This is a genomic window from Solwaraspora sp. WMMD791 (assembly GCF_029581195.1).
Taxonomy (GTDB): Bacteria; Actinomycetota; Actinomycetes; order Mycobacteriales; family Micromonosporaceae; genus Micromonospora_E.
This window is the reverse complement of the sequence record NZ_CP120737.1, coordinates 2,441,668-2,461,956: the sequence shown is the minus strand read 5'-3', so window position 1 is coordinate 2,461,956 and position 20,289 is coordinate 2,441,668. Positions and strand designations below refer to the sequence as shown.

Sequence of the window (20,289 nt, the reverse complement as noted above, 5' to 3'; positions counted from 1 at the left end):
ATCGGTCACTGCGTCGGATCGTCGAGGGTGTGGTAGCGGCCGTGCAGGAACACCAGCGCCGGGCCGTGCGCTCGGTCGTCCACGGCGACCACCTCGCCGACGACGAGGGTGTGGTCGCCGAGGTCGAAGCTGTCCCACAGCACACACTCGATCCAGCTGGACGCGTCGAGCACGAGCGCACCGGTGCGTGCCCCGGCCGTCGCCGGCAGCGTGCCGACGGTGTCGGCCCGGCGCGCCCGGTCCACCGCCAGCCGTCGGGCGAGGTCGCGGGCCGCATCGGGCAGGATCGACACCGCCCACTTCTTGGTGGCCAGCAGATCGGCCAGGAACGCCGAATCCAGTCGCAGGCACAGCGACACCAGCGGCGGATCGAGCGAGACCGAGGTCAGCGAGTTGACCGTGACCGCGTCGTGGTGCCTGCCGTCCGCCCGGTCGCTGTACGTCGTCGCCACGGCGACGCCGGTGGCGAAGTTGCGCATCACCGCCCGCAGGTCCGCATCCATGCCGATCAGAGCGCCTGCGGGAAGGAGAAGATCCGGTCCGGGTCGTAGCGGCGTTTGACCTGCGCCAACCGCTGCGCGTTGGCACCGTGGTACGCGGTGCGCCACTGCTGCAGGTCCGGGTCGGTGAAGTTGACGTAGGCGGCGTCGGAGGCGTAGTCGCCCATCTCCCGGTGCAGTGCGGCCAGCCAGTCGAGGTTGTCCCGGACCACCGTCGCCGGCTCGTCGGGCTGCCACGAGGTGTCCATCGACACCAGGAACAGGGTGTCCCGGTGGGCGAAGGCGGTCGCGTCGGCCGGGACGTCGGCGATCGCCCCGCCCCAGGTGAACAGGGCGACGCCGGCGCCGTCGGGGTTGGCACTGCCCGGCCACTTGTCGAGCGCCGCCACGATGGCCCGCAGCCCCGCCTCGGCCAGTGGCTCGCTGACGCAGCGGGTCCGTACGGCGAAGGCCCCGCCAGCGGTGGTGTGGTGCAGGTACTCCGCCGCGTCCCAGTAGCTGCGGTCGGCGATGTCGACCCGGGTCGCCGGCGCGGCGGCCAACGCGGGGGCGAGCAGCTCCCGCAGTTCGTCGGCCGAGCCCAGGTGCTGCCCGATCACCGACACCACGGCGTCGCCGCCCACCGCGCGGCTCACCCCGATCCGGGCGGCGAACTCACGCGGCGCGCGGCGCATCACCTCCTGCATGGTGGCGAGCACGTCGACGGCGTGCGGCCAGTCCCACAGCACCAGGCAGGTGGCGGTGGCCGGCACCGGCCGGGCCTGGAACGTGAAGGACACGTTGACCCCGAAGTTGCCGCCACCGCCACCACGGCACGCCCAGAACAGGTCCGGATGGTGGTCGGCGTCGCAGGTCACGACGCTGCCGTCGGCGAGGACGACGTCGGTACGGACCAACGAGTCGCAGGTGAGCCCCGTCGCCCGGGACACCACCGAGACGCCGCCGCCCAGGACCAGGCCGCCGATGCCGACGTCGTCGGAGTTGCCCAGCGGGAAGATCAGGTCGTGTTTCCGCAGCGCCGCGTAGAGCGTGCGCATCTGGGTGCCGCCGCCGACGGTGACCAGCCCGGTCGACGCGTCGACGTGCACGCTGTCGAGCTCCCGAAGGTCGAGGACCAGCCCCCGGCTGGTCGAGTAGCCGGCGTAGCTGTGGCCACCACCCCGGGCGACGACCGGGATCCCGGCGTCGCGGGACCAGCCGATCGCCCGGCTGACGTCGGCGCCGGTGGTGGCCGACAGCACCGCCGCCGGCACCACGTCGCGGAACCGTTCGTTGAACGACCTGGTGCGCTGGTCGAATCCGTCGTCGCCGGGCAGCCGCAGCCGCCCGTCGACGACCGTACGCAGCCCGTCCCAGTCAGTCATCGGACCCCTCCCGTCCACCCGGTGCGACCTCTTCCAGGTAGGACACTCCACTGGTGGCGTGCTCGCCGTACCGCTGCCACTGCTCGCGTAGCACCAGCCGGCCGTCCGGCTGCAACTGTGGCACGTTCACCGTGTGCCCGGCGATCACTTCTCCGGTGGCCAGCACCATGGTGTACGCCAACCGCAGGGTGCCGTCGGGCGCGCAGGTGCCGGTGACGGTGCCCCGGCGGACCGCGCCGCCGCCGAATTCGGCCCAGACCAGGTCGCCGTCCTGACGGTAGCGGGCGACGGTGCCGTCGCCGCCGCCCGCTTTGCGGAACAGCCGCCCCTCGTAGCTGATCATTCGTCCACGTCCAGCAGCCCGGCGGGCATCTCCAGCACCGCGCCCGGTGGCTTCGCCGCGACCTGCTCGGCGTCCACCACGACCAGCGCGGCGGCGGCGTCGAGTCGCTGTTCGCAGGTCACCGGGTCGTCGGCCTGGCACACCACGAACGAGTGACGGGCGATGTAGCCGCCCGGCGGTAGCCGCAGCGTGGTGCCGGGCTCGACCATCGGCGACGCCGTCACCAGGCCGGGTGCTTCGTGCGGCACCTCGACCGAGTGGACCAGGCAGTCGGTCGCCGGGTAGCCGAACCGGATGCCGACCGCGCCCCGGTGCGACCGGGTGATCTCCGGGCGTTGGCCGAGCGCGACGTCCACCATGACCTCACCGGGGTCGATCCCGGTGGCGATCTTGCCGAGGTACGGAATCAGGTCGCCACCGACCCGGCCGTTGATCTCGATGATCAGCGGCCCCTGCTCGGTCAACCGCACCTCGGAGTGGGTGATGCCGTCCTCGATACCGAGCACCCGGTGCGCCCGGGCCAGGGTCTCCATCAGCACCGGGTCGTGCATCAGCGGATCGGCCGCGTCCACCACGTGCCCGATCTCCTCGAAGTAGGGGTGCGGGCCGGTGCGCTTGCGGGCCAGGAACATCGGCAGGTACTCGCCCTTGTGGACGGCGCCGTCGACGCTGATCTCCGGGCCCACGGCGTACTGCTCGACGATGGCACCGCCCCGGAACGGCTCGTCGCCGACCAGGCTGGCCCCCGAGGCGACCTCGAAGGCCTCGGTCAGTCGCGCCTCGTCCTCGGCGAGCACCACACCCATGCTGGCGCCGAGGGCCCGGGGCTTGACCACGACGGGGTAGCCGATCCGTTCGGCGGCGGCCCGCGCCTGCGCCAGGTCGGCCGTCATCGCGAAGCCGGGCTGCAGCAGGCCGGCCTCGGTCAGCCGGGTCCGGGCGCTGTACTTGTCCCGGCAACCCTGCACGCCGGGGACGCTCAGTCCCGGTACGCCGAACTCGGCGGCCAGTTCGGCGGCCGGCATCACCAGCGGCTCGTCCCAGCACAGCACGCCGGCGACGGTGTAGCGGGTCGCCATCTCGCGGGCGGCCCGGGCCAGCAGCGCGTGGTCGAAGACGTTGACCACCGCGATCTCGGCGAAGTACTCGTGCTGCCAGGTCGGCTGCAGGTTGTTGATCAGCACCAGCTGGTGACCCGCCGCCCGGGCGCGGGCCGCCGCCGAGCGGACCAGGTACTCCCGGTAGAGCTTGAGCCCGCTACCAATCACCAGCAGCACGTTCGGGGAGCTGCTCATCGTGTGTTCCTTCCGATCGGGGGAGTGCAGTTCAGAAAATGTCGAGTGAGGCGCGACGGTCCGTGGCCAGGGGCCGCAGGCCGGCGGTGGCCGTGGGCCGCAGCGCGGCCACGATCCGGTCGGCGACCAACGGCGCCGTACGGAACCCGTCGCCGCCGCTGGCCGCCCGGGCGAACACCGCAGGACCGAGACGGACCAGGTGGGCACCGCCGGTGGCGGCGTCCACCGCGTAGTGGCACCGCTTGACCGCGGCGACCGTGTACCGGTCCATGCCGGTCAGGATCCCCGCCGCCATGATCCGGTCGGCCCAGTGGCGCTCGTCGGCCGGCTCGTCGTCGTCCGGGTCGGCCACCACCCGGCACGCCGCGTCCGTGCTGACCTTCAGCAGCGCGCCGGCACCGGAGGGCAGCAGCCAGGCACGGCCGTCCGCGCCGACCCGCCCGGCGCTGGGCGCGGTGTCCCACCAGCGGGCCAGGTCGGCGGGCGGACGCAGGTACACCATCGTCTGCCGGTACAGCACGGTCGGCACGTCCACCAGCGACCTCGTCCACGGCCCGCCCGCGACCAGGACCAGATCGCCCTGCTCGCAGCCGCCGTCGGCCAGCACCACCTGCGCGCGGTCGGTGTCCACCGAGACCACCGGGGACCAGGCGCGCAGCCGGGCGGCCGGGTGGCGGGCCAACCAGCGCGCCGCCGCCCACAGCACCCGGTCGGCCAGCAGGACACCGGCGTCGAGTTCGAGCACCGCCCGCGCCCCGGCCGGGAACCGGATCTGCCCGACCTCGTCGGGCTCGACCAGCTTGACCGACAGGCCGGCGTCGGCGGCGACCTGGGCGACCTGCTCGACCTGCCCACCGGGCCAGCCGGTCAGCACCCCGACCCGCCGGTAGAAGCCGACGCCGGGGCGGGAACCACAGAGCAGGGTCTCCAGCTCCAGCCACCGCTGATGGGCCAGCGCCGCCCGCCGGGTGCCCGGCAGGTCCTCAGGGTCGAGCGCCCGGATCGCCCGGTGCTGGTCGAACGAGCTCGACCCGGGATGCGGGATCGCCCCCCGGTCCAGCACCGTCACCTGGTGTCCGGCGAGCACACAGGCGACCGCGGTGACCAGGCCGGTCACCCCGGCCCCGACGACGACCACCCGCCGGGCCGACCGGGTGCCGGTGCCCATCTCAGCCCACCGGTCCGGTCAACCGGGGCAACGCCCTCGGCAGCACACTCGTCGGGCCGGCGCCCGCCGCCGGGATGCCCGGCTCGGGCAGGGCCGCCGCCGCCAGGTCGATCAGGATCGGCGCGGCGCAGCGCAGCACCACGTCCACCTCGTGGCAGAAGTCGCCCTCCTCGCCCGGCCGTACCTCGCGCCCGGCCAGCCGCTGCAACTGCTCGGTGAGGGTCTCCGCCGCCCGGGTGAGACTGAAGTACTCCAGCTCGTAGCAGGCCGCGAAGCGTTCGACGACGCGGGCCGCCACGGACCGGGAGAACGCCGACACCGGCAGCGGCGCCCCCTGGGGCACTCGCTGCGCCCGGTCGACCACCTGGTTCCACGGGTCGACCAGCCGGGTGGTCGTCACCCGGGTCAACGCGGCCCGGCTGAAGTCGGTGCGCTGCGTCTCCGGACTGGTCGCGGCCAGGTGGTAGCGGACCAGGTCGCGAGGTACCTCGGCGACCAGGTCCCGGCCCCACACCAGGTGGCCCCGGCTGGTGGAGAACTTCGCGTTGTCGAGTTCGTAGAACTCGTTGGTCACGAACTCCTCGGGCAGCAGGTAGCGGCCGTCGGCGGCGAGCAGCATCGCCACCGCCGCCACGGCGAACGGGTAGGTGTTGTCGAAGCCGAGGAAGTAGACCACCTTCGTGTCGGCCCCGGCCCGCCAGAGTTCGTCGTCACCGGCCAGGGCGATGCCCCGGCCGCGCGCCGCCACCGTGCCACAGTAGATGCTCCACGCCGCCGGTTCGGCGTTCGGGTTGATCACCTGACCGGCGACCTCCGGGAACGGCGCCGGGATGCCCCACGAGATCGGGTAGGTGACCGGGTAGTCCGGCAGCGGCCGCGACAGCATCTCGTCGATCGCCTGGGCCATGTGCGGGCGCATCGCGGCGCCGTACCGGGTGAAGTGCTCGCGGATCCGCTCCCGGTAGCGCTCCAGCGGCAGCACCAGCACGCGGACGTCGCGCAGCTCGACCGGGTCGTCCGGGTCGGCGGTCGAGCGGGGATCGATCAGGTCGCCGGCGGCGAGCAGGTGACCACAGCTTTCACACAGCCCGGCACACCCGTCGGCCAGGCACCGGGGGCAGCCGCCCCGGACGAACCCGTCGACCAGGTACTGGCCGGTGGCCGGCGAGTAGGGCAGCCGGACCGTACGCAGCTCGAACCGTCCGGCGGCGTGCAGCTGCTCCATGAAGCGCAGCACCTGCTTGACGAACTGGTCCTCGTCGCCGGTGAACCCGTCGACGTCGACCCCGGCCGCGGCCAGCGTGGTCTCGATCTGTGCCGCCGACCGCGCGACGAGCTCCTTCGGCGTCACGCCCAGCCGCCTGGCCGTGGTCACCACGTACGTGGAAGTGTCCTGGAAGCCGGTGGCCAGCAGCGCCTCGCGGCCGGTGGCCCGCAGGTACCGGGCGTGGACGTCGGCGGCGAGGAACGGCCCCGCGAGGTGGCCCAGGTGCAGGTCACCGTTTGCCGTCGGCGCCGGCGAGATGATCAACGTACGGCGGCTCACCTCGGCTGCTCCCAGTGCCGGGCGAGGAACGTCGCCGACATCGCGGCGTCCCACCAGATGCCGTAGTACTCGAAGTCGTCCGGGCCGTCGTTGACGACCTTGTGGGTGCAGCCCGGCGGCAGGTGCACGATGTCGCCGGCGACGAACGGCTGGCGTACCCCGTCGACGTCCAGCTCGGCGCGCCCGGCCATCGCGATGAAGATCTCGTACTCGTGGTGGGAGTGCGGGGTGGACTCGTCGCCGGAGCGCAGGATGCACCACGCGCCCTCGAACGGAGCGTTGAGCGCCGGCCAGGGCAGCAGCCGTTGGGAGTCCAGACCGTACGCCTTGGTCAGGTTGTCGCGGTCCAGCGGACGGATCTCGACCATGGCACTCACCCCTGCGCCGCGGCCGGCGCCACGGCCCGTCGGTCCAGCATGTCCTCGGTGATCTCCTGCGAGCGGTGCGCCAGCACGCTGATCAGCGAGTCGGCGATGCCGTGGGTCCGTTCGTTGACGCCCTGCAGGTAGATCGCGCCCCACGCGGTCTCCGCCAGGTCCACCCGGTAGCGGCGGCTCACCGTGATGTCGCTCAACCCGATCCGGTCGGCCATCGCCCGCACCATGGCCGGCATCCGGGGGTCGTAGCCGGTGCCGAGGAAGACCATGTCGCAGCGCAACGGCTCGATCTTGCCGTTCTTGCGGTTGCGCAGGTCCAGCAGGACCTCGCCGTTGTCCATCCGGGCGCCGACGACCTCGGTCAGGTGCCGGACGGTGGACCGCTGCTGGCCCAGCATCTTCTGCTGGTACAACATCGAGTAGATCTCGTCGAGGAACGGCGGGGCCAGCCCGGCGTAGTTGGTCACGTGCATCTCGTTGAGCACCTGGGTCCGCGCCTCCGGCGGCATGTCGTAGAACTCGTCGACGAACGACGGATAGAACAGCTCGTTGACGAACTTGCTCGTCTGGTAGTTCTGCAGACCGATCGACCGCATGATCATCGTCGGGGTGCAGTCGGGGATGTCCTGGTGCAGCGCCATGAACATCTCGGCGGCGCTCTGCGCGGCCCCGATGACGACCGGGTGCAGCGGCCGCCCGGTGGACGGCACCTGGGCCACCCGGCTGCTGTACTGCGTACTGTGCACCACCCGGTCGGCCGGCAGGTCCCGGAAGACGTCCGGCACGTGCGCGTCCCGGCCGACGCCGACGACCAGGTCCCGGCAGGTGACCGTGTCGCCGCCGGCCAGGGTGACCGTCCAGCCGACGATCGCACCGGTGGCGTCGGTGCGCGGATCGATCCGCTCGGTCCGGGCGTTGAACCGGATCCGCACCTGCTCCAGGTTGTCGGCCACCCACTGCTGGTACGCCGACAACTGCCAGCGGTACGGGTTGAACGTCGACAGGTTCACGAAGTCGTCGAGCTCACCCTGCTCGTGCAGATAGTTCAGGAACGAGAACCGGCTCTTCGGGTTGCGTAGCGTGACCAGGTCCTTGAGGAACGAGACCTGGCTGCGCGCCCACGGCAGCAGCAGGTTGCGTTGCCACTTGACGTCGGGATACTGCTCCAGGATCAGCGCGTTGCTCGCCAGGTGCGGCGCACCTGACTCCTCGATCGCGACCGCGAGCGCCAGGTTCGCCGGGCCTGCTCCGATCATCAGGACATCGACATCTTGTCCAGACACGTGTCTCCACCTCGCTGTTTGGGGGTCGGGTCGCCCTCCGGGCGGCGTACGGTCGCCCTCCGGGCGGCGTACGAGTTGCATGGTTGGACCTGCTCCGGGGCGGGTCAGGCGCGCCGGCCGGCACCGCCGGGCCGGATGACGCCGAGGGAGAGCGCGAACGACGGGGTGCCGCCGAGCAGGTACGCGCCGGCCGACTGCAGGATCCGTTCCTGGGCCACGACGTGCTGACACATCGTGGTGGTGTCCCGCAGCCACCGATCCATCGGGGAGCGCCGGTAGATCGACGCGGTCTGCAACAGGTCGTACAGGCGGGTCACGATCGACCGGGCGGTCCGGAACGCGTGCCAGCGCGACAGCGGCAGCGCGGCCCGCTCCCGTGGCGTCAGGTCGTCCAGGGTGCCGCCGGCGGCGAGCACCTCGTGCTGGCGGCGCAGGGCCGCGTACACGGCGTGCCGGGTCGCGGCGTAGTCGGCCTCGCATTCGGCCAGCACGACCTGCGTACGGTAGTCGTCGGCGATCGACCGCGACGTCGGGCCGCCCCGACCGGCGACGGTGTCGCCGACGTGGTCCAGCGCGGCCCGCGCCACACCGAGCGGGACACCCGGCATGTTGCGCATGTGGACCTCCGGCTGGGCGAGCGGTCCCGCGCCGTTGCGGACGGTGTCGAAGGTGACGGTGCGCCCGTCCGGGACGAACACGTCGTCGATCGTGTAGTCGCAGCTGCCGCTGCCGGCCAGGCCGGTGCTGTGCCAGGTGTCGACGACCTCGACGTCGGCGCGGGGGACGAAGAACAGCTTCGAGTCGTGCGGGTCACCGTCCGGGCCTGGCTCCGGCTGCCCGTCGCGGTAGATGAACGCCCCCGAGATGACCCAGTCGGCGTGGGTGATGCCGCTGCCGAACGGCCAGCGGCCGCTGAGCCGGTATCCGCCGGGAACCCGTTCGGCCCGCCCGGTCGGAAAAAGGAGTCCGGCGGTCACCATGTCGAGACTGGTGAACATTTCCTTGGCGACCGACTCGTCCAGGAACTGGGCGTACAGCCCGGAGTCCGAGCCGATCATCGCGCACCAGCCGGCACCGGTGTCGCCGTACGACAACGCCTCGATGACCTCGGTCTGTTCCATCGAGTTCAACTCCGGGCCGCCCCAGTTGCGCCCGAAGGTCATCCGGAAAACGCCGGTGCCGCGCAGCATTTCGACCACGTCGGCGGGCAATCGCCGGTGCTGTTCGATCTCGCCTGCGCGTTCCCGCAGCAGCGGTGCGACGGCTCTGGCCCGGGCCAGGATCTCGGCCGCCGACGATGCCGACCCGGTGGCGTCGACATCGTTTCCGACCGGTTCACGTGGCACATGTTCTGCTGTCATTCGATCGCTTCCCCTCGGCTGTGCTGATGCCACCGATTGAAGTCAGCGGATCGGTTGGCCGAAAGGGTTGTCCGGCACGGACAATCAACGCCGGTCAGGACGGTCGCCGGTGGCGGCCCGCGCACACCGGTGGCCGGGCCGGTGGTCACCGGCCCGGCCACCACAGTGGCGGGCGCCCGGGTCAGCGGGTGAAGTAGCCGTTCAGGGTGCCGTAGTCGAGGCCGCCGTCGAGCTCGTCGTAGGTGCCCTTGGTCAGGGCCTCGATGGCGGCGCGTTGCGCGACGGCGTACGCGGCCTGGCTGACGGCGGTGCCGAGGCTGACCCGGCGCACGCCGGCCGCCTCGAACTCGGCCACCGTCGGGGCTCCCGGGCCGGCCATCACGTTCACCGGAAGCGGGACCGACTTCGTGAGCGTGGCGAGGGTGGCCAGGTCGGTCAGCCCGGGGACGAACAGACAGTCCGCGCCGGCCTGCGCGTACGCCTCGGCCCGCTCGATCACGTCGGCGAGCCGGCCGTCCGGCTCGCCGATGCCGAACAGGAACACGTCGGTACGGATGTTGATCACCAGTCCCGGCAGGCCGGCGCGGGTCGCGCCGTCGCGCGCCGCACTCACCCGGTCGGCCTGTTCCGGCAGGTCGAACAGGGGGCCGCCCGGTGCCCGCGAGTCCTCGATGTTGACTCCGACGGCCCCGGCGGCGATCGCCGCCTCGACGGTGTCGGCGACGTCGCCTGGCGTCGGCCCGTAGCCGCCTTCGATGTCGGCGGTGACCGGGACGTCGACCGCGTCGGCGATCCACCGGATCTGGTCGACCATCTCCTGCCGGCTCATCCCGTGCCCGTCGGTGCGTCCGACCGACCAGGCGACGCCGCCGCTGGTCGTGGCGATCGCCCTGGCCCCGGCGGCCGCGATCGCGGCCGCGCTGCCGGCGTCCCACGCGTTGGGCAGCACGAGGATCCCGCCGCTGTGCATCGACCGCAACGACTCGGCCCGGCCCTGCTGCGTGCTGTCTACCACGGTGTCGCTCCTCGGTGTTCGGGCACGGGGCGGTTCGCCCCGTGCGTCAATAACTGTGCTGATTGCGGTGCTTCCAACCGGTGCGCAGCGGCGATTCGGGCGAGATGTCAGGTGCCGGACCGGCACGGCTGGCCTGCGTGGTTGATCGCGTCCTCCCCATTGATCGCGCCTCGGTCGGTCCGGTCGACGATTCCCGGCCCGGCCGTACCGGTGGGAATTTCAGTCCACGTACGATAGAACACCCACCACGGTACGGTGCGCCGGCACGCCCATCAGCCAACCGCCGCGATCGTCTCCAGATGCAAGCGATCGGGGCGTCCGTCCAACCCGGACAGCAGGGGTGCCGGGTCGATGTCCGACTTCCGCCAACTTTGATTGTTCGGGCAGATCAACCCTGCCGTTCAACGCCCCCATCGGCTGAAATGGCTAACCGGTGACGGTGTCCTGACGGCGTCCCGCTGTACCCAGCGGATGCCCGATTCCCGAAGGCACTCGAATGTTCTACAAAGATTCAATCGGGTCGACGTGGGAGGGGATTCCCTCATGGCGAGACCGGAGAAGCCCGTGGACGTCGCAGGAGGAGAGGTTGCTGCCTTTGCCAGTGAACTGCGCAAACTCCGCGCCCTAGCTGGAAAGCCGACATACCGCGAGATGGCCCGGTCGGCGCTGTACTCCCCGTCGGTGCTGTCCAGCGCGGCCAGCGGCACCCGATTACCGACGTTGCAGGTCACCCTGGGATTCGTCGCGGCCTGCGGCGGCGATCGCGAACAGTGGCGGCGACGGTGGATGCAGGTCGCCCGGACGGCCGCCGCGGACCCGCCGTCGCGCACCCGTCCCTGCGGCCGGCCGACCGGGGCGGACCTGCCGCGACCGGCCCACCTGCCGTGGCGGTGCGGCGAGTTCGTCGGCCGCGCGGCCGAACTGGCCCGAATCCAGGAACACCTGGCCCCTGTCCAGGACCACCAGGCCCCTGCTCAGGAACAACTGGCACCCGTCCAGGAACAACTGGCCCCGATCACGACGCAGCCGGCGACCCCGGTGCTGGTCACCGGCCCGGTCGGGGTCGGCAAGACCCGGTTCGCCCTGGAGTACGCCCACCAGGTCGCCGCCGATCTGGTCGACGGACAGCTGTACGCCGACCTTGGCACGCTGCGCGGCACCTCCTCGGAGATCGGGCAGCTGCTCGAGGACTTCCTGCACGCCCTGGGCCTACCGGCCGACCAGGTGCCGCACACCGTCGACCAGCGCGCCGGGCTCTACCGGTCGCTGCTGGCCGACCGCCGACTACTGGTCCTGCTCGACAACGTGCGCGACGAGCGACAGGTCCGTCCACTGCTGGTCGCGTCGCGGCGTAGCCGGACGATCCTGGTCAGCCGCAGCCGGCTGCTGGGACTCGACGGTGTCGCCCGGATCCGGCTCGACGTGCTGTCCCGGGCCGAGGCGCTGGCGATGATAGCCGCCTCCGTACCGGACCGCGTCGCCACCGCGCCGAGGGAATGCGAACGGCTCGCCGCGCTCTGCGGCGATCTGCCGCTGGCATTGGACATCACGCTGCGTAAACTGACCGCCCGACCGGACCTGTCGCTGTGCGAGGTGACGGCCCGGCTGGCGCGACCCGCGACGGCGCTGGACTGGTTGCGCGTCGGCGACCTGTCGCTGCGCGCCGCGCTGCGTTCGGCGTACCAGGGACTCAGCGCCGACGCGCGGACGCTGCTCGGCCGGATTGCCCGGTTGTCCTTCCGATGCGACCCGGAAGCGGTCATGCGCGACGGGCAGGACCTCGCCGAGGAGCTGATCGACGCCGGTCTGCTACGCGACGGCGACCGGCCCGGCAGCTATCGGGTGGGGCGGCTGGTGCGCACCTTCGTGCTCGACGCCGAGACCCCGGGCGACGACCCGGCACCGGTGCCGGCGTACAGCGATCTGTACGCCGGCTGGCCCACCCGGGACATCACGGCGGCCGGGGTGTCGGCGGCCCACGCCGGGCTGCGGTACTGACCCGGGGCGGCGCCGGCGGTCGCCCAGGACCGGCGCCGGCCACCGGCGGTCACTAAGCTGGCCGGGTGCCCAGACTCGTCGACCACGGGCAGCGGCGGGCCGAGCTGCTCGCCGCGACCTGGCAGGTCGTGCGGCAGCGGGGCGTCGAGGGCACCACCACCCGGGCGATCGCCCAGGAAGCGGGCTGTTCGCTCAGCGTACTGGCGCATTTTCTCGGCGGTAAGGACGACATCCTGGTCGCGGCGCAGCGGGCGATCTACGACCGGATCGTCGCCCGGGCGTTCCGCATCGGCGGACGACTGTACGGGTTGGCCGCGCTGCGGGCCGCGCTCGACGCCGTTCTGCCGCTCGACGCCGAGCGGGCCGCCGACGCCCACGTCAACGTGGCTTTCGCCGGGGCCGCGCTGTCGCACCCCCGGCTGGCCGCCGCCCGCCGCGAGGCACACCAGCGGATCCGCCCGCTGCTGCAGGTCTGCCTGCGGGAGGCCCGCGACCGGGGCGAGCTGCGGGCCGGCGTGGCCGACGACGAGGTGCTCGACGACTTCATCATCCTGGTCGAGGGCAGCACCCTGCTCAGTCTCGTCGACGGCCTCCCCGAGGAGGGCCGCGCCGACCGGCTCGACCGGGTCGCCACCGCCTTCGTCGATCAGCTGCGGGCACCCGCCGGCTGAGCCGCGATCACGTCCCGCAGCCAGTACCACGAGTCCTTCCGGGTCCGTTCCAGGGTCGTGCGGTCGACGTGGACCAGGCCGAAACGTTCGTCGTAGCCGGCGGCCCACTCGAAGTTGTCCATCGCGGACCAGACGTAGTAGCCGCGTACGTCGACGCCGGCGGCGACCGCGTCGCCCACGGCACGCAGGTGCGCGTCGAGGAAGGCGATCCGGCGGTCGTCGGCGATCCGCCCGGTCGGGTCCGGCCCGGGGTCGTGGAACGACGCGCCGTTCTCGGTGACCACCACCGGCGGCATGCCCGGGTAGCGCTCGTGCAGCGTCCGCAGGATGTCGGTCAACCCGCCCGGCGCGATCGCCCAGCCGAAGTCGGTCCGCGCCACGTCCGGCACCGGCACCGGCGAGAACGGCAGCCCGTCGGGGATGTCGACCTCCAGCACTCCCCGGTAGTCCTTGCCGGCCCGGGGCGATTCGATCATCGTCGGCTCGTAGTAGTTGACCCCGTAGAAGTCCAGCGGGGTGCCGATGACCGCCAGGTCGCGGTCCAGGACCGCGTCCGGCGTACCGATGCCGTCGCGAATCAGCGGGTTGGGGTACTCGCCGCGCAGGATCGGGTCGGAGTAGCACCAGTTGGTCAGGTCGGCGAAGAGCGCGGCGGCCATCTGGTCGGCGACGTCGTCGCTGGCCGGCAGCACCGGGAAGTGCTGGTTGGCGACCCCGACGGCCGCCGCGCTGTGCTCGCGCAGCACCTGTACGGCGAGTCCGTGCGCCAACAGTTGGTGGTGCGCCGCCGGCAGCGCGGCCAACCCGAGCCCACGCCCCGGGGCGTGCTCGGTGAGCGCGTAGCCGTAGAGGGCGTGCACGCTCATCTCGTTCATGGTGATCCAGTCGCGGATCCGGTCGCCGAGCCGTTCCACCAGCACGGTGGCGTAGTCGGCCAGGGCGTACGCGGTGTCGCGCGACAGCCAGCCGCCGGCGTCCTCCAGCACCTGCGGCAGGTCCCAGTGGTACAGCGTCGGCACCGGCCGTACCCCGGCGGCGAGCAGCCGGTCGACCAGCCGGTCGTAGAAATCCAGCCCGGCCGGGTTGACGGTGGTGGCGTCGGGCAGCACCCGGGGCCAGGCGAACGAGAACCGGTAGTCGTGCACCCCGCAGTCGGCGACGTGCGTCACGTCCTCGGCGTACCGGTGATAGTGGTCGACGGCGACGGTCGCGTTCTCGCCGTGGCGGACGGTGCCGGCTCGGGCGGTGAAGGTGTCCCAGATGCTCGGCCCCCGGCCGTCGACATCGGTGGCGCCTTCGATCTGGAACGCCGAGGTGGACATGCCGAAGCGGAATCCGGCGGGCAGCAGCGGGACGGTGGCGGACACGGGTGCTCCTTCCAGGTGGCGGTGCGCCGGGTGCGGGCGGCTCATCCGATGCGGCGCAGTCGGGGCAGGCAGGCCAGGGCCAGCAGCGCGACCCCGGCGGTGACCAGGTACAGCACCGGGTAACCGCCGGCAGAGGTGACGATCGGCGCAGCCAGTACGGGTGCCGCCAGCTGCGGCAGCGACGCGGCGACGTTCGCCACGCCGAGCATCATCGCCCGGGTCTCGGCGTCGGGCAGGACCTGCGTCATCACCGCCATGTCGACGGCGACGAACAGCCCCCAGCCGGCACCGATGAAGACGGTGGCGACCAGCACCGCCGGCAGGTACGGCAGCAGCCCGAGCAGGGCGGTGCCGGCGGCGAGGGCACCGGCCCCGGCGGCGATGAAGCCGCGGCGGCGACGCCAGCGGTCGGAGAGCACCCCGCCAGCGGCGGCGCACCCGCCGGCGATGGTGACGTTGACCAGGGTGAGCATCAGCACCAGGGTGCCCGGGTCGTCGACGCCGACCCGGTCGGCCAGGTAGTAGTAGAGGTAGAGCAGGACGAGCGCGTTGACCAGGTTCAGCAGGAACCGGATCAGCCAGGCCCAGCCGAAGTCGGCACCCGGGCGCAGCAGCACCCGCAGCCACCCGGCGGGTGCCCGGACCGCCCGAGGGTCCCGCGTCGCTGCCGGCGCCGCCGGTTCCGCCGGCCGGCCCGACGGCTCACGGTGCACCAGGACGATGCTGACCATCAGGGCGGGGGCGGCGACGGCCAGCGCGGCGTAGCCGATGGCGGTGTCGCCGACGACCACGGCGACAGCGGTGCCCACGACCACTCCGACGATCTGGGCCACCCCGAACAACGCGCCGACCGTGCCGCGTTGGACCTCCGGCACCCGGTCGCCGATCATCGCGGCGAGCGCCGCGAGCGGGCCGTTCAGTCCGATCTGGACCAGAATCCAGCCGGCGACCATCGCCGGACCGGTACCGGCCACGGCGAGCACGACGAGCCCGACCGACCCGACGGCGGCACCGGCGACGAGGACCGGGCGACGGTGGCCCCACCGGGTGCGTAGCCGGTCGGAGAGCGCACCCCAGAGTGGATTGGCCAGCATGGAGGCGGCCGCGCCGTACCCGGTGACGACCGCGAGCAGCGTCTCTTTGCCGATGGTGCCCTCACCCGCGAGGGCCTGGGCCTGCTCCGGCAGCAGGATCTGGATCGGTCCGAACCAGCCTGCCGCGACGCCGACCATCGCCAGGACGTACGCGGTCACCCACGGTGCGCGGACCCGGGGCAGGATCGCTCCGGTCGGCGTGGCTGCGGTCGGTGTCGCCATCGGGCCTCCCGTTGGTCGATCGGATGATCCACCAACGGGAGCTTATGAAGTTACCCTCGGGTTTAGCTAGCCCCTGACCGGCACCGATCCCACCCGGGCGGGGCACAGGCCGGGTCAGGGCACGAGATGGATGCGGACGCGGCGGGCGGTGACCGCGGCGTCCTGCAGCACGGCGAGCCGAGGTTCGGGGCACTCCAGCAGGTGCGGATGGCGCAACGGCAGCAGCGGCGCCAGCCGCTGGTCGGCGAGCACCGTGTCGACCATCAACCGGTCGCCGCCGCAGACCAGGGCGTTGATCGGCTCCTCCCCGGCACCGACCTGCTGCGTCGCCGCCCCTGGGACGTACGGCAGCAGCACCCGGGCCACGATGTCGGCGGCCCGTCCGGCGGCCGCCGTCGCCTGGTTGTCGCGCCGGCGGGCGTACCGCTGCTGCGACTGCCCGCCGGCGGCGGTGCGTCCCTGCACGTAGTGCCGCTCGACCTTGGACACCACGACGACGGTGCCGTCGACGACGCCCACCGCCACCGCGCCCTTGCGGGCCAGCAGCAGACCGATGCGCGGTGGCCGGATCAGCGCGGTGAGCAGCCCGTCGACGTCGGTCACCCCCTCGATGCCCGGTGGCGGCAGCAGGGTCGCGGTGTCACCGTTGCTGGCCCCGGTCAGGGTCAGGCCGTCCTCGCTGGCACCGTCGTGGCGGCCGTAGAAGCCGTCGAGCCAGCCCCGGATCCGCTCCGGCGAGATCTCCACCCACCGGCCACCGCCGGCCGCCGGCCGCGCCCCACGCACCGTCAGTTCCCCGGGTCGGCAGGCGAGGCGGCGAGCTGGTTGGCGCGCACGCTCAACCGCTCCAACCGGGCGACGAGCTGGTCGAGGTCGGGCCGGTCGAGGTCGGGCCGGTCGAGGTCGGGCCGGTCGAGGTCGGGCCGGCGGGCGTCGGGCCGGCGGGCGTCGGGCCGGCGGGCGTCGGGCTCGTCAACGGCGGGTCGGCTGACAGCGGGTCGGCTGACAGCGGGTCGACCGGCGTCGGCGGCGAGAATGTCCGGCAGGATCTCGGCATAGTCCATGGTGAGCCGACGGTACCGCCGGACGAAGCCGCGGTGCGCGGTGGCGCTCCGCCCGGCCCCGTCCCCGGCGCTGGCCCGCGCACCGCGCGCCAACGCCCGCTCGACCTGTGCGTACCGACCGTCCAGGTCGATGATCTGCTGGGCGAGCACGGCGGCGGCGGCCGACAGTTGGCTGCGACGGTCGGCCAGGTCCTGCCGGCGGGCCCGCTGCCGGGCCGCGCGCCGCCCGGCCCGCCAGGCCGCCAGCCAGATGCTCGCCGCGCCGACGCCGACCGCCAGCACGGCGGCGGCGGCGACCAGGTAGCGCGGCAGCGACGGGCTGATGGTGCGGGCACCGTCGGGAATGGTGCCGGCCCGCACCAGCAGGTCGTAGTTGACCACGATCACCTTGAGCGCCTCGACCGGGTCGTCGGCGAACTGGTCCGCACCCCGGGCGATGGTCGTCTCGGCGACCGCGGCCCGGCCGAAATTGGCGTCGTCGCGGCCGGGCAGCCAGGCGCAGCCGTACGTGTCGTAGCCCTCGCCGTCGACCTCCCGGCTCATCGCCAGTACCAGCGTCCCGTCGGCGGCCCGCTCGGTCGCCCGGCAACCGTCGCGCAGATCGGCTCCGGGCGGCAGCAGGACGACGACCAGCCGCCGGTTGCCGATGACCTGCTCGGCAGCTGCCTCGTCGAGCTGCACGCCGGGGGCGGCGTAGACCGAGGAGACCCGGACCTCACGGGCGATCGGCCCGTCGAGGACGCCGCCGGACCACAACGCCCAGCCGGCCAGCACCAGGCAGGCCACGGTGGCCAGGCCGAACGGCGTACCGATGAACCGCACCAGCCGTCTCACGTGATCCTGCTCCGTAGGTAGACGTCCGGCCGGTAACCGTCGATGCCCACCAACCGGGCGGCGGCGTCCAACTCGTCCTCCGCGTCGTCGAGCAGGGTGTGCACGTGCCGGTCCGGCAGCTCCTCGTCCAGCGCGGCCCGGGCCGCCTGCAGGTTGCTGATGCCCCGGGTCAGCGGGGCATCGGCGGTGCCGGCGGCGGCCGGAGACAGCTCGACCGCGAGGGCGGTCAGCCCGGCGACCCGGGCCACGACGGTGCTGTGCCCGAGCACGGTGCGCCGCTGCCCGGCGGGGTTGCCGGCGCCCAGCACGGTCCGTACCGACAGGGCGAGGAACAGGGCCACGCAGCCGGCGAACAGCCACGGCAGGGCGGGCAACGCGACCCGTAGCGGGTCGAACGGCTGGTACGGCAGCGGCCGGTCGAACAGCCCGGCGTAGCGTACGTCGGTGACCCGGTTCAGATAGGCGCCGAGCACCGTGGACTGTGGGTAGTCGTAGCGGCTCAGCCGATCACTGAACTGGCCGTAGAAGCTGGCCGCCGCCACCTCGGCGAACTCGTCGGCAGCCGGACCGTGGTACTCGATCCAGTTGCCGATCTGCACGACGACCGGGTCGCCGGGGAAGGCCGCCGCCAGCGCCGGGCCGTAGTTCGGCACCGGTTCGCCGTACGGCTGCGGTGGCAGGGCGACCACCCGAAGGGCGCCGTCGGGGAAGGCGGTCGCCGCGGCCTGTCGCGGCACGTCGGCCAGGGTCGCGCCGTCGGCCGCGTGCCGCCCGGCGGTACGCAGGTCGCCGACGACCTCCGCGAGTTCCGCCGGAGTCGGGTCCCGCCAGGTGAACCCCTCCTCGTCGGTGGGCTTGGGCTCGTCGGCCAGCGCGGTGATCAGGACCGTCAGCAGCCCGGTGACGTCGCCGGTGGCGAACTGTCCGCGCCAGCTGTCCAGGTCGGTGGAGTACGCCTGGTAGAAGCCGCCGCTGACCTGGGTGCCGATGATCCGTACGGTGGCGTTGTCGACCTCGCGGACCCGGTCGCGTTCCGCTTCGTCCAGGCCGGGCGGGGCGACCAGGATCCGCACGTCGGCGTCGCCGATGACGGCGGCCACCCGTTCGGTGTCCCAGTCGGCGACCGCGCCGGGCAGCCGGACCACCGGATCGGCGGCGACCAGCGCGGTCATCTCCTCGACCGACGGCACGGTGGCGTCGCCGAGTTCACCGGCGGAGCCTTCGGTGATCGCCGCACGGGCCGGCGACTGCCCGTAGCTGACGTCGACGCTCTGCCGCTGCGCCAGCAGGAAGATCACCAGGACGGCGACGGCCACGCTCAGCGCGCCCCAGCGCACCGCCTCGGCGCTGACCCGCCGGCTCACGGCCGGGCCTGCGGTCCGGCGGTCGCCCGCCACAGCCGGTCGGCACGCCGGGCGTAGTCGGTGGCCGCTCGGGCCGCCGTCCGGCCGCCCCGGTCGGCCGCGAGCGCCTGCGCCCGGGCGAGCAGTTGCTCGGCCTCGGCGACCGGGCGGGGCGCGGCGTCGCGGCTGATCTCGGCGGCGTCGATCGCGGCCCGCGCCGTCGACCAGGTGATCCGCCGGCCGTGGTCGTACGCGCGGCGGCCGGGCAGCACCGCCGCGCCGAATCCGGCGGCCGCCAGGACGACACCGCCACCCAGCCACCACAGCCAGGACCAGCCCATGACCGGCCCACCCCCCATGATCGAACCGCGCTGACCTGCCTGATTGTGCATGATCGCCGCCACCGCGCCAGGTCGGCGCAGAGCAGGCGGTTCCGTACGCTGTGAGCGGGGTCACCAGGGTGCCTGCCCGCTGCCGTCGGGCGACGGAGACCAAGCGGCACTAGCCTCCCCGCATGATCGACATCGATGCCGACCTGGCCGGCACCCTGGCCGCCTACCGCACCTGCGAGTTCGCCACCCTGGCCCGTGACGGTACGCCGATCGCCTGGCCGACCGCCGCGCTGCGCCGCCCCGACGGCACCCTGCTGGTGACCACGTCGCTGGCGTTCGCGCAGAAGGCGCTCAACGTCCGCCGCGACGGCCGGGTGGCGCTGCTCTTCTCCGACCGGACGGCGAGCGGGCTGCCGCACGACGCGCCGACGATCCTGGTGCAGGGGTCGGCGGTCTGCCCGGAGGAGATCGTCACCAGCCCGACGGGCATCGAGGAGTACTGGGCGATGCTGTTCGACCGCCAGCCGCACAGCCGCCGGTACCTGGTGCCACCGGTCCGGTGGCTGATGGGCTGGTACTTCACCCGGCTGCTGATCAGCGTCACCCCGTGGCGGGTGACGACCGCCGCCGCCGACCCGCCCGGCAGCGCCGCCTGCGTCGCGTCCGGAGCGCCGCTGGGGGCCGGGGTGATTGACCAGTACCCGACGGCGGTGCTGGGCTTCCGCGACGCCACCGGCGGCCCCGTACTGACCCGGGTCCGACCGGTCGCCGCCGACGACGCCTGGGCACTGTCCGGCCTGGATGACGCGCAGCCGGTGGCCGGACCGGCGAGTCTGCTGGTCCACCGCCACGACGACCGGCTCGACGGGCTGCGTAACGTCCTGCTGCGTGGCGAGCTGACCCGCGCCGCCGGCGGCTGGCTGCTGCGTCCGCACCGACTGGTCGATCCCGGCGCGACCGGCACCCTGCGCGAAGCAGTCGGTACGTTGCGTGCCGCGCATCGCCGTACCGCCAGCTACCTCGACCGGCGTGGCCGCACCGCGCCGCCGGTGCGCTGGTCGGAGTTCCAGCAGGTCGCCGCGACCGTCCGCGCCGGATGATCCCCGCTCGTC

At 72.9% G+C, this 20,289-nt stretch carries 19 protein-coding genes; 3 read left to right on the top strand and 16 right to left on the bottom strand.

From position 1 onward, the window contains the following. Nucleotides 1–5: 5 nt before the first annotated feature. The 10 genes from O7623_RS10785 to O7623_RS10740 form a co-directional block, all read right to left on the bottom strand. Nucleotides 6–503, bottom strand: coding sequence for a flavin reductase family protein (locus O7623_RS10785; protein ID WP_282228473.1), 498 nt, complete (start codon nucleotides 501–503; stop codon nucleotides 6–8). A gap of 5 nt (nucleotides 504–508) precedes the next feature. Beyond that, on the bottom strand, nucleotides 509–1,864 hold the full coding sequence (locus tag O7623_RS10780; protein ID WP_282228472.1) for an FAD-binding oxidoreductase: 1,356 nt from the start codon (nucleotides 1,862–1,864) through the stop codon (nucleotides 509–511). Beyond that, nucleotides 1,857–2,207 (bottom strand): hypothetical protein, encoded by a 351-nt coding sequence (locus tag O7623_RS10775; RefSeq protein WP_282228471.1) that lies wholly within the window; start codon nucleotides 2,205–2,207, stop codon nucleotides 1,857–1,859. Before O7623_RS10775 ends, O7623_RS10780 begins: the two co-directional genes overlap by 8 nt. Continuing rightward, nucleotides 2,204–3,502, bottom strand: a complete 1,299-nt coding sequence (locus O7623_RS10770; RefSeq protein ID WP_282228470.1) for an ATP-grasp domain-containing protein — start codon at nucleotides 3,500–3,502, stop codon at nucleotides 2,204–2,206. The genes O7623_RS10775 and O7623_RS10770 overlap by 4 nt, the downstream gene beginning before the upstream one ends. 31 nt (nucleotides 3,503–3,533) lie before the next feature. After that, on the bottom strand, nucleotides 3,534–4,670 hold the full coding sequence (locus O7623_RS10765) for an FAD-dependent oxidoreductase (RefSeq protein ID WP_282228469.1): 1,137 nt from the start codon (nucleotides 4,668–4,670) through the stop codon (nucleotides 3,534–3,536). 1 nt (nucleotide 4,671) lies between these two features. Beyond that, a complete protein-coding gene (locus tag O7623_RS10760; protein ID WP_282228468.1) occupies nucleotides 4,672–6,216 on the bottom strand; it encodes a class I tRNA ligase family protein in 1,545 nt (514 codons plus the stop codon). After that, the gene (locus O7623_RS10755) at nucleotides 6,213–6,584 is read right to left on the bottom strand and encodes a cupin domain-containing protein (RefSeq protein ID WP_282228467.1); all 372 of its coding nucleotides are present in this window, start codon (nucleotides 6,582–6,584) and stop codon (nucleotides 6,213–6,215) included. Before O7623_RS10755 ends, O7623_RS10760 begins: the two co-directional genes overlap by 4 nt. Before the next feature lie 5 nt (nucleotides 6,585–6,589). Continuing rightward, nucleotides 6,590–7,876: a SidA/IucD/PvdA family monooxygenase gene (locus O7623_RS10750; RefSeq protein ID WP_282228466.1), complete on the bottom strand. Its 1,287-nt coding sequence runs from the start codon at nucleotides 7,874–7,876 to the stop codon at nucleotides 6,590–6,592. A gap of 104 nt (nucleotides 7,877–7,980) precedes the next feature. Next, complete coding sequence (locus tag O7623_RS10745; protein WP_282228465.1) at nucleotides 7,981–9,222, bottom strand: acyl-CoA dehydrogenase family protein; 1,242 nt, start codon at nucleotides 9,220–9,222, stop codon at nucleotides 7,981–7,983. Between the two features lie 196 nt (nucleotides 9,223–9,418). Next, complete coding sequence (locus tag O7623_RS10740) at nucleotides 9,419–10,252, bottom strand: isocitrate lyase/phosphoenolpyruvate mutase family protein (protein WP_282228464.1); 834 nt, start codon at nucleotides 10,250–10,252, stop codon at nucleotides 9,419–9,421. A 564-nt stretch (nucleotides 10,253–10,816) separates the two neighbouring features. On the opposite strand from O7623_RS10740, the gene O7623_RS10735 reads away from it, so the two are divergent. Together O7623_RS10735 and O7623_RS10730 are read left to right on the top strand one after the other, a co-directional pair. After that, nucleotides 10,817–12,250, top strand: coding sequence for an NB-ARC domain-containing protein (locus tag O7623_RS10735; protein WP_282228463.1), 1,434 nt, complete (start codon nucleotides 10,817–10,819; stop codon nucleotides 12,248–12,250). A 65-nt stretch (nucleotides 12,251–12,315) separates the two neighbouring features. Next, nucleotides 12,316–12,921, top strand: coding sequence for a TetR/AcrR family transcriptional regulator (locus tag O7623_RS10730; RefSeq protein WP_282228462.1), 606 nt, complete (start codon nucleotides 12,316–12,318; stop codon nucleotides 12,919–12,921). Here the strand turns inward: O7623_RS10730 and O7623_RS10725 are convergent. From O7623_RS10725 to O7623_RS10700, 6 genes are all read right to left on the bottom strand, one after another. After that, nucleotides 12,897–14,288 carry a GH1 family beta-glucosidase gene (locus tag O7623_RS10725; protein ID WP_282228461.1) on the bottom strand — a complete coding sequence of 464 codons (1,392 nt, stop codon included), beginning with the start codon at nucleotides 14,286–14,288 and terminating at the stop codon, nucleotides 12,897–12,899. The genes O7623_RS10730 and O7623_RS10725 overlap by 25 nt on opposite strands. A gap of 41 nt (nucleotides 14,289–14,329) precedes the next feature. Further along, nucleotides 14,330–15,604: an MFS transporter gene (locus O7623_RS10720; protein WP_282228460.1), complete on the bottom strand. Its 1,275-nt coding sequence runs from the start codon at nucleotides 15,602–15,604 to the stop codon at nucleotides 14,330–14,332. 114 nt (nucleotides 15,605–15,718) lie between these two features. Continuing rightward, nucleotides 15,719–16,390 carry an acVLRF1 family peptidyl-tRNA hydrolase gene (locus O7623_RS10715; protein ID WP_282228459.1) on the bottom strand — a complete coding sequence of 224 codons (672 nt, stop codon included), beginning with the start codon at nucleotides 16,388–16,390 and terminating at the stop codon, nucleotides 15,719–15,721. 2 nt (nucleotides 16,391–16,392) lie between these two features. Continuing rightward, nucleotides 16,393–17,502 (bottom strand): hypothetical protein, encoded by a 1,110-nt coding sequence (locus O7623_RS10710; RefSeq protein WP_282228458.1) that lies wholly within the window; start codon nucleotides 17,500–17,502, stop codon nucleotides 16,393–16,395. Continuing rightward, the gene (locus O7623_RS10705; RefSeq protein ID WP_282228457.1) at nucleotides 17,499–18,866 is read right to left on the bottom strand and encodes a hypothetical protein; all 1,368 of its coding nucleotides are present in this window, start codon (nucleotides 18,864–18,866) and stop codon (nucleotides 17,499–17,501) included. Before O7623_RS10705 ends, O7623_RS10710 begins: the two co-directional genes overlap by 4 nt. Further along, a complete protein-coding gene (locus O7623_RS10700; RefSeq protein WP_282228456.1) occupies nucleotides 18,863–19,237 on the bottom strand; it encodes a DUF6403 family protein in 375 nt (124 codons plus the stop codon). Before O7623_RS10700 ends, O7623_RS10705 begins: the two co-directional genes overlap by 4 nt. A 122-nt stretch (nucleotides 19,238–19,359) precedes the next feature. Here O7623_RS10700 and O7623_RS10695 point away from each other — a divergent pair, with 122 nt between their 5' ends. Continuing rightward, entirely contained in the window at nucleotides 19,360–20,277 is a 918-nt protein-coding gene (locus O7623_RS10695) for a pyridoxamine 5'-phosphate oxidase family protein (RefSeq protein WP_282228455.1), read from the top strand. Nucleotides 20,278–20,289: the final 12 nt, after the last annotated feature.

Bases quoted from the DNA above. Each gene is read 5' to 3' on its own strand.
- O7623_RS10785 (WP_282228473.1), bottom strand. From the start codon at position 503: ATGGATGCGGACCTGCGGGCGGTGATGCGCAACTTCGCCACCGGCGTC.
- O7623_RS10780 (WP_282228472.1), bottom strand. From the start codon at position 1,864: ATGACTGACTGGGACGGGCTGCGTACGGTCGTCGACGGGCGGCTGCGG.
- O7623_RS10775 (WP_282228471.1), bottom strand. From the start codon at position 2,207: ATGATCAGCTACGAGGGGCGGCTGTTCCGCAAAGCGGGCGGCGGCGAC.
- O7623_RS10770 (WP_282228470.1), bottom strand. From the start codon at position 3,502: ATGAGCAGCTCCCCGAACGTGCTGCTGGTGATTGGTAGCGGGCTCAAG.
- O7623_RS10765 (WP_282228469.1), bottom strand. From the start codon at position 4,670: ATGGGCACCGGCACCCGGTCGGCCCGGCGGGTGGTCGTCGTCGGGGCC.
- O7623_RS10755 (WP_282228467.1), bottom strand. From the start codon at position 6,584: ATGGTCGAGATCCGTCCGCTGGACCGCGACAACCTGACCAAGGCGTAC.
- O7623_RS10720 (WP_282228460.1), bottom strand. From the start codon at position 15,604: ATGGCGACACCGACCGCAGCCACGCCGACCGGAGCGATCCTGCCCCGG.
- O7623_RS10700 (WP_282228456.1), bottom strand. From the start codon at position 19,237: ATGCACAATCAGGCAGGTCAGCGCGGTTCGATCATGGGGGGTGGGCCG.
- O7623_RS10695 (WP_282228455.1), top strand. From the start codon at position 19,360: ATGATCGACATCGATGCCGACCTGGCCGGCACCCTGGCCGCCTACCGC.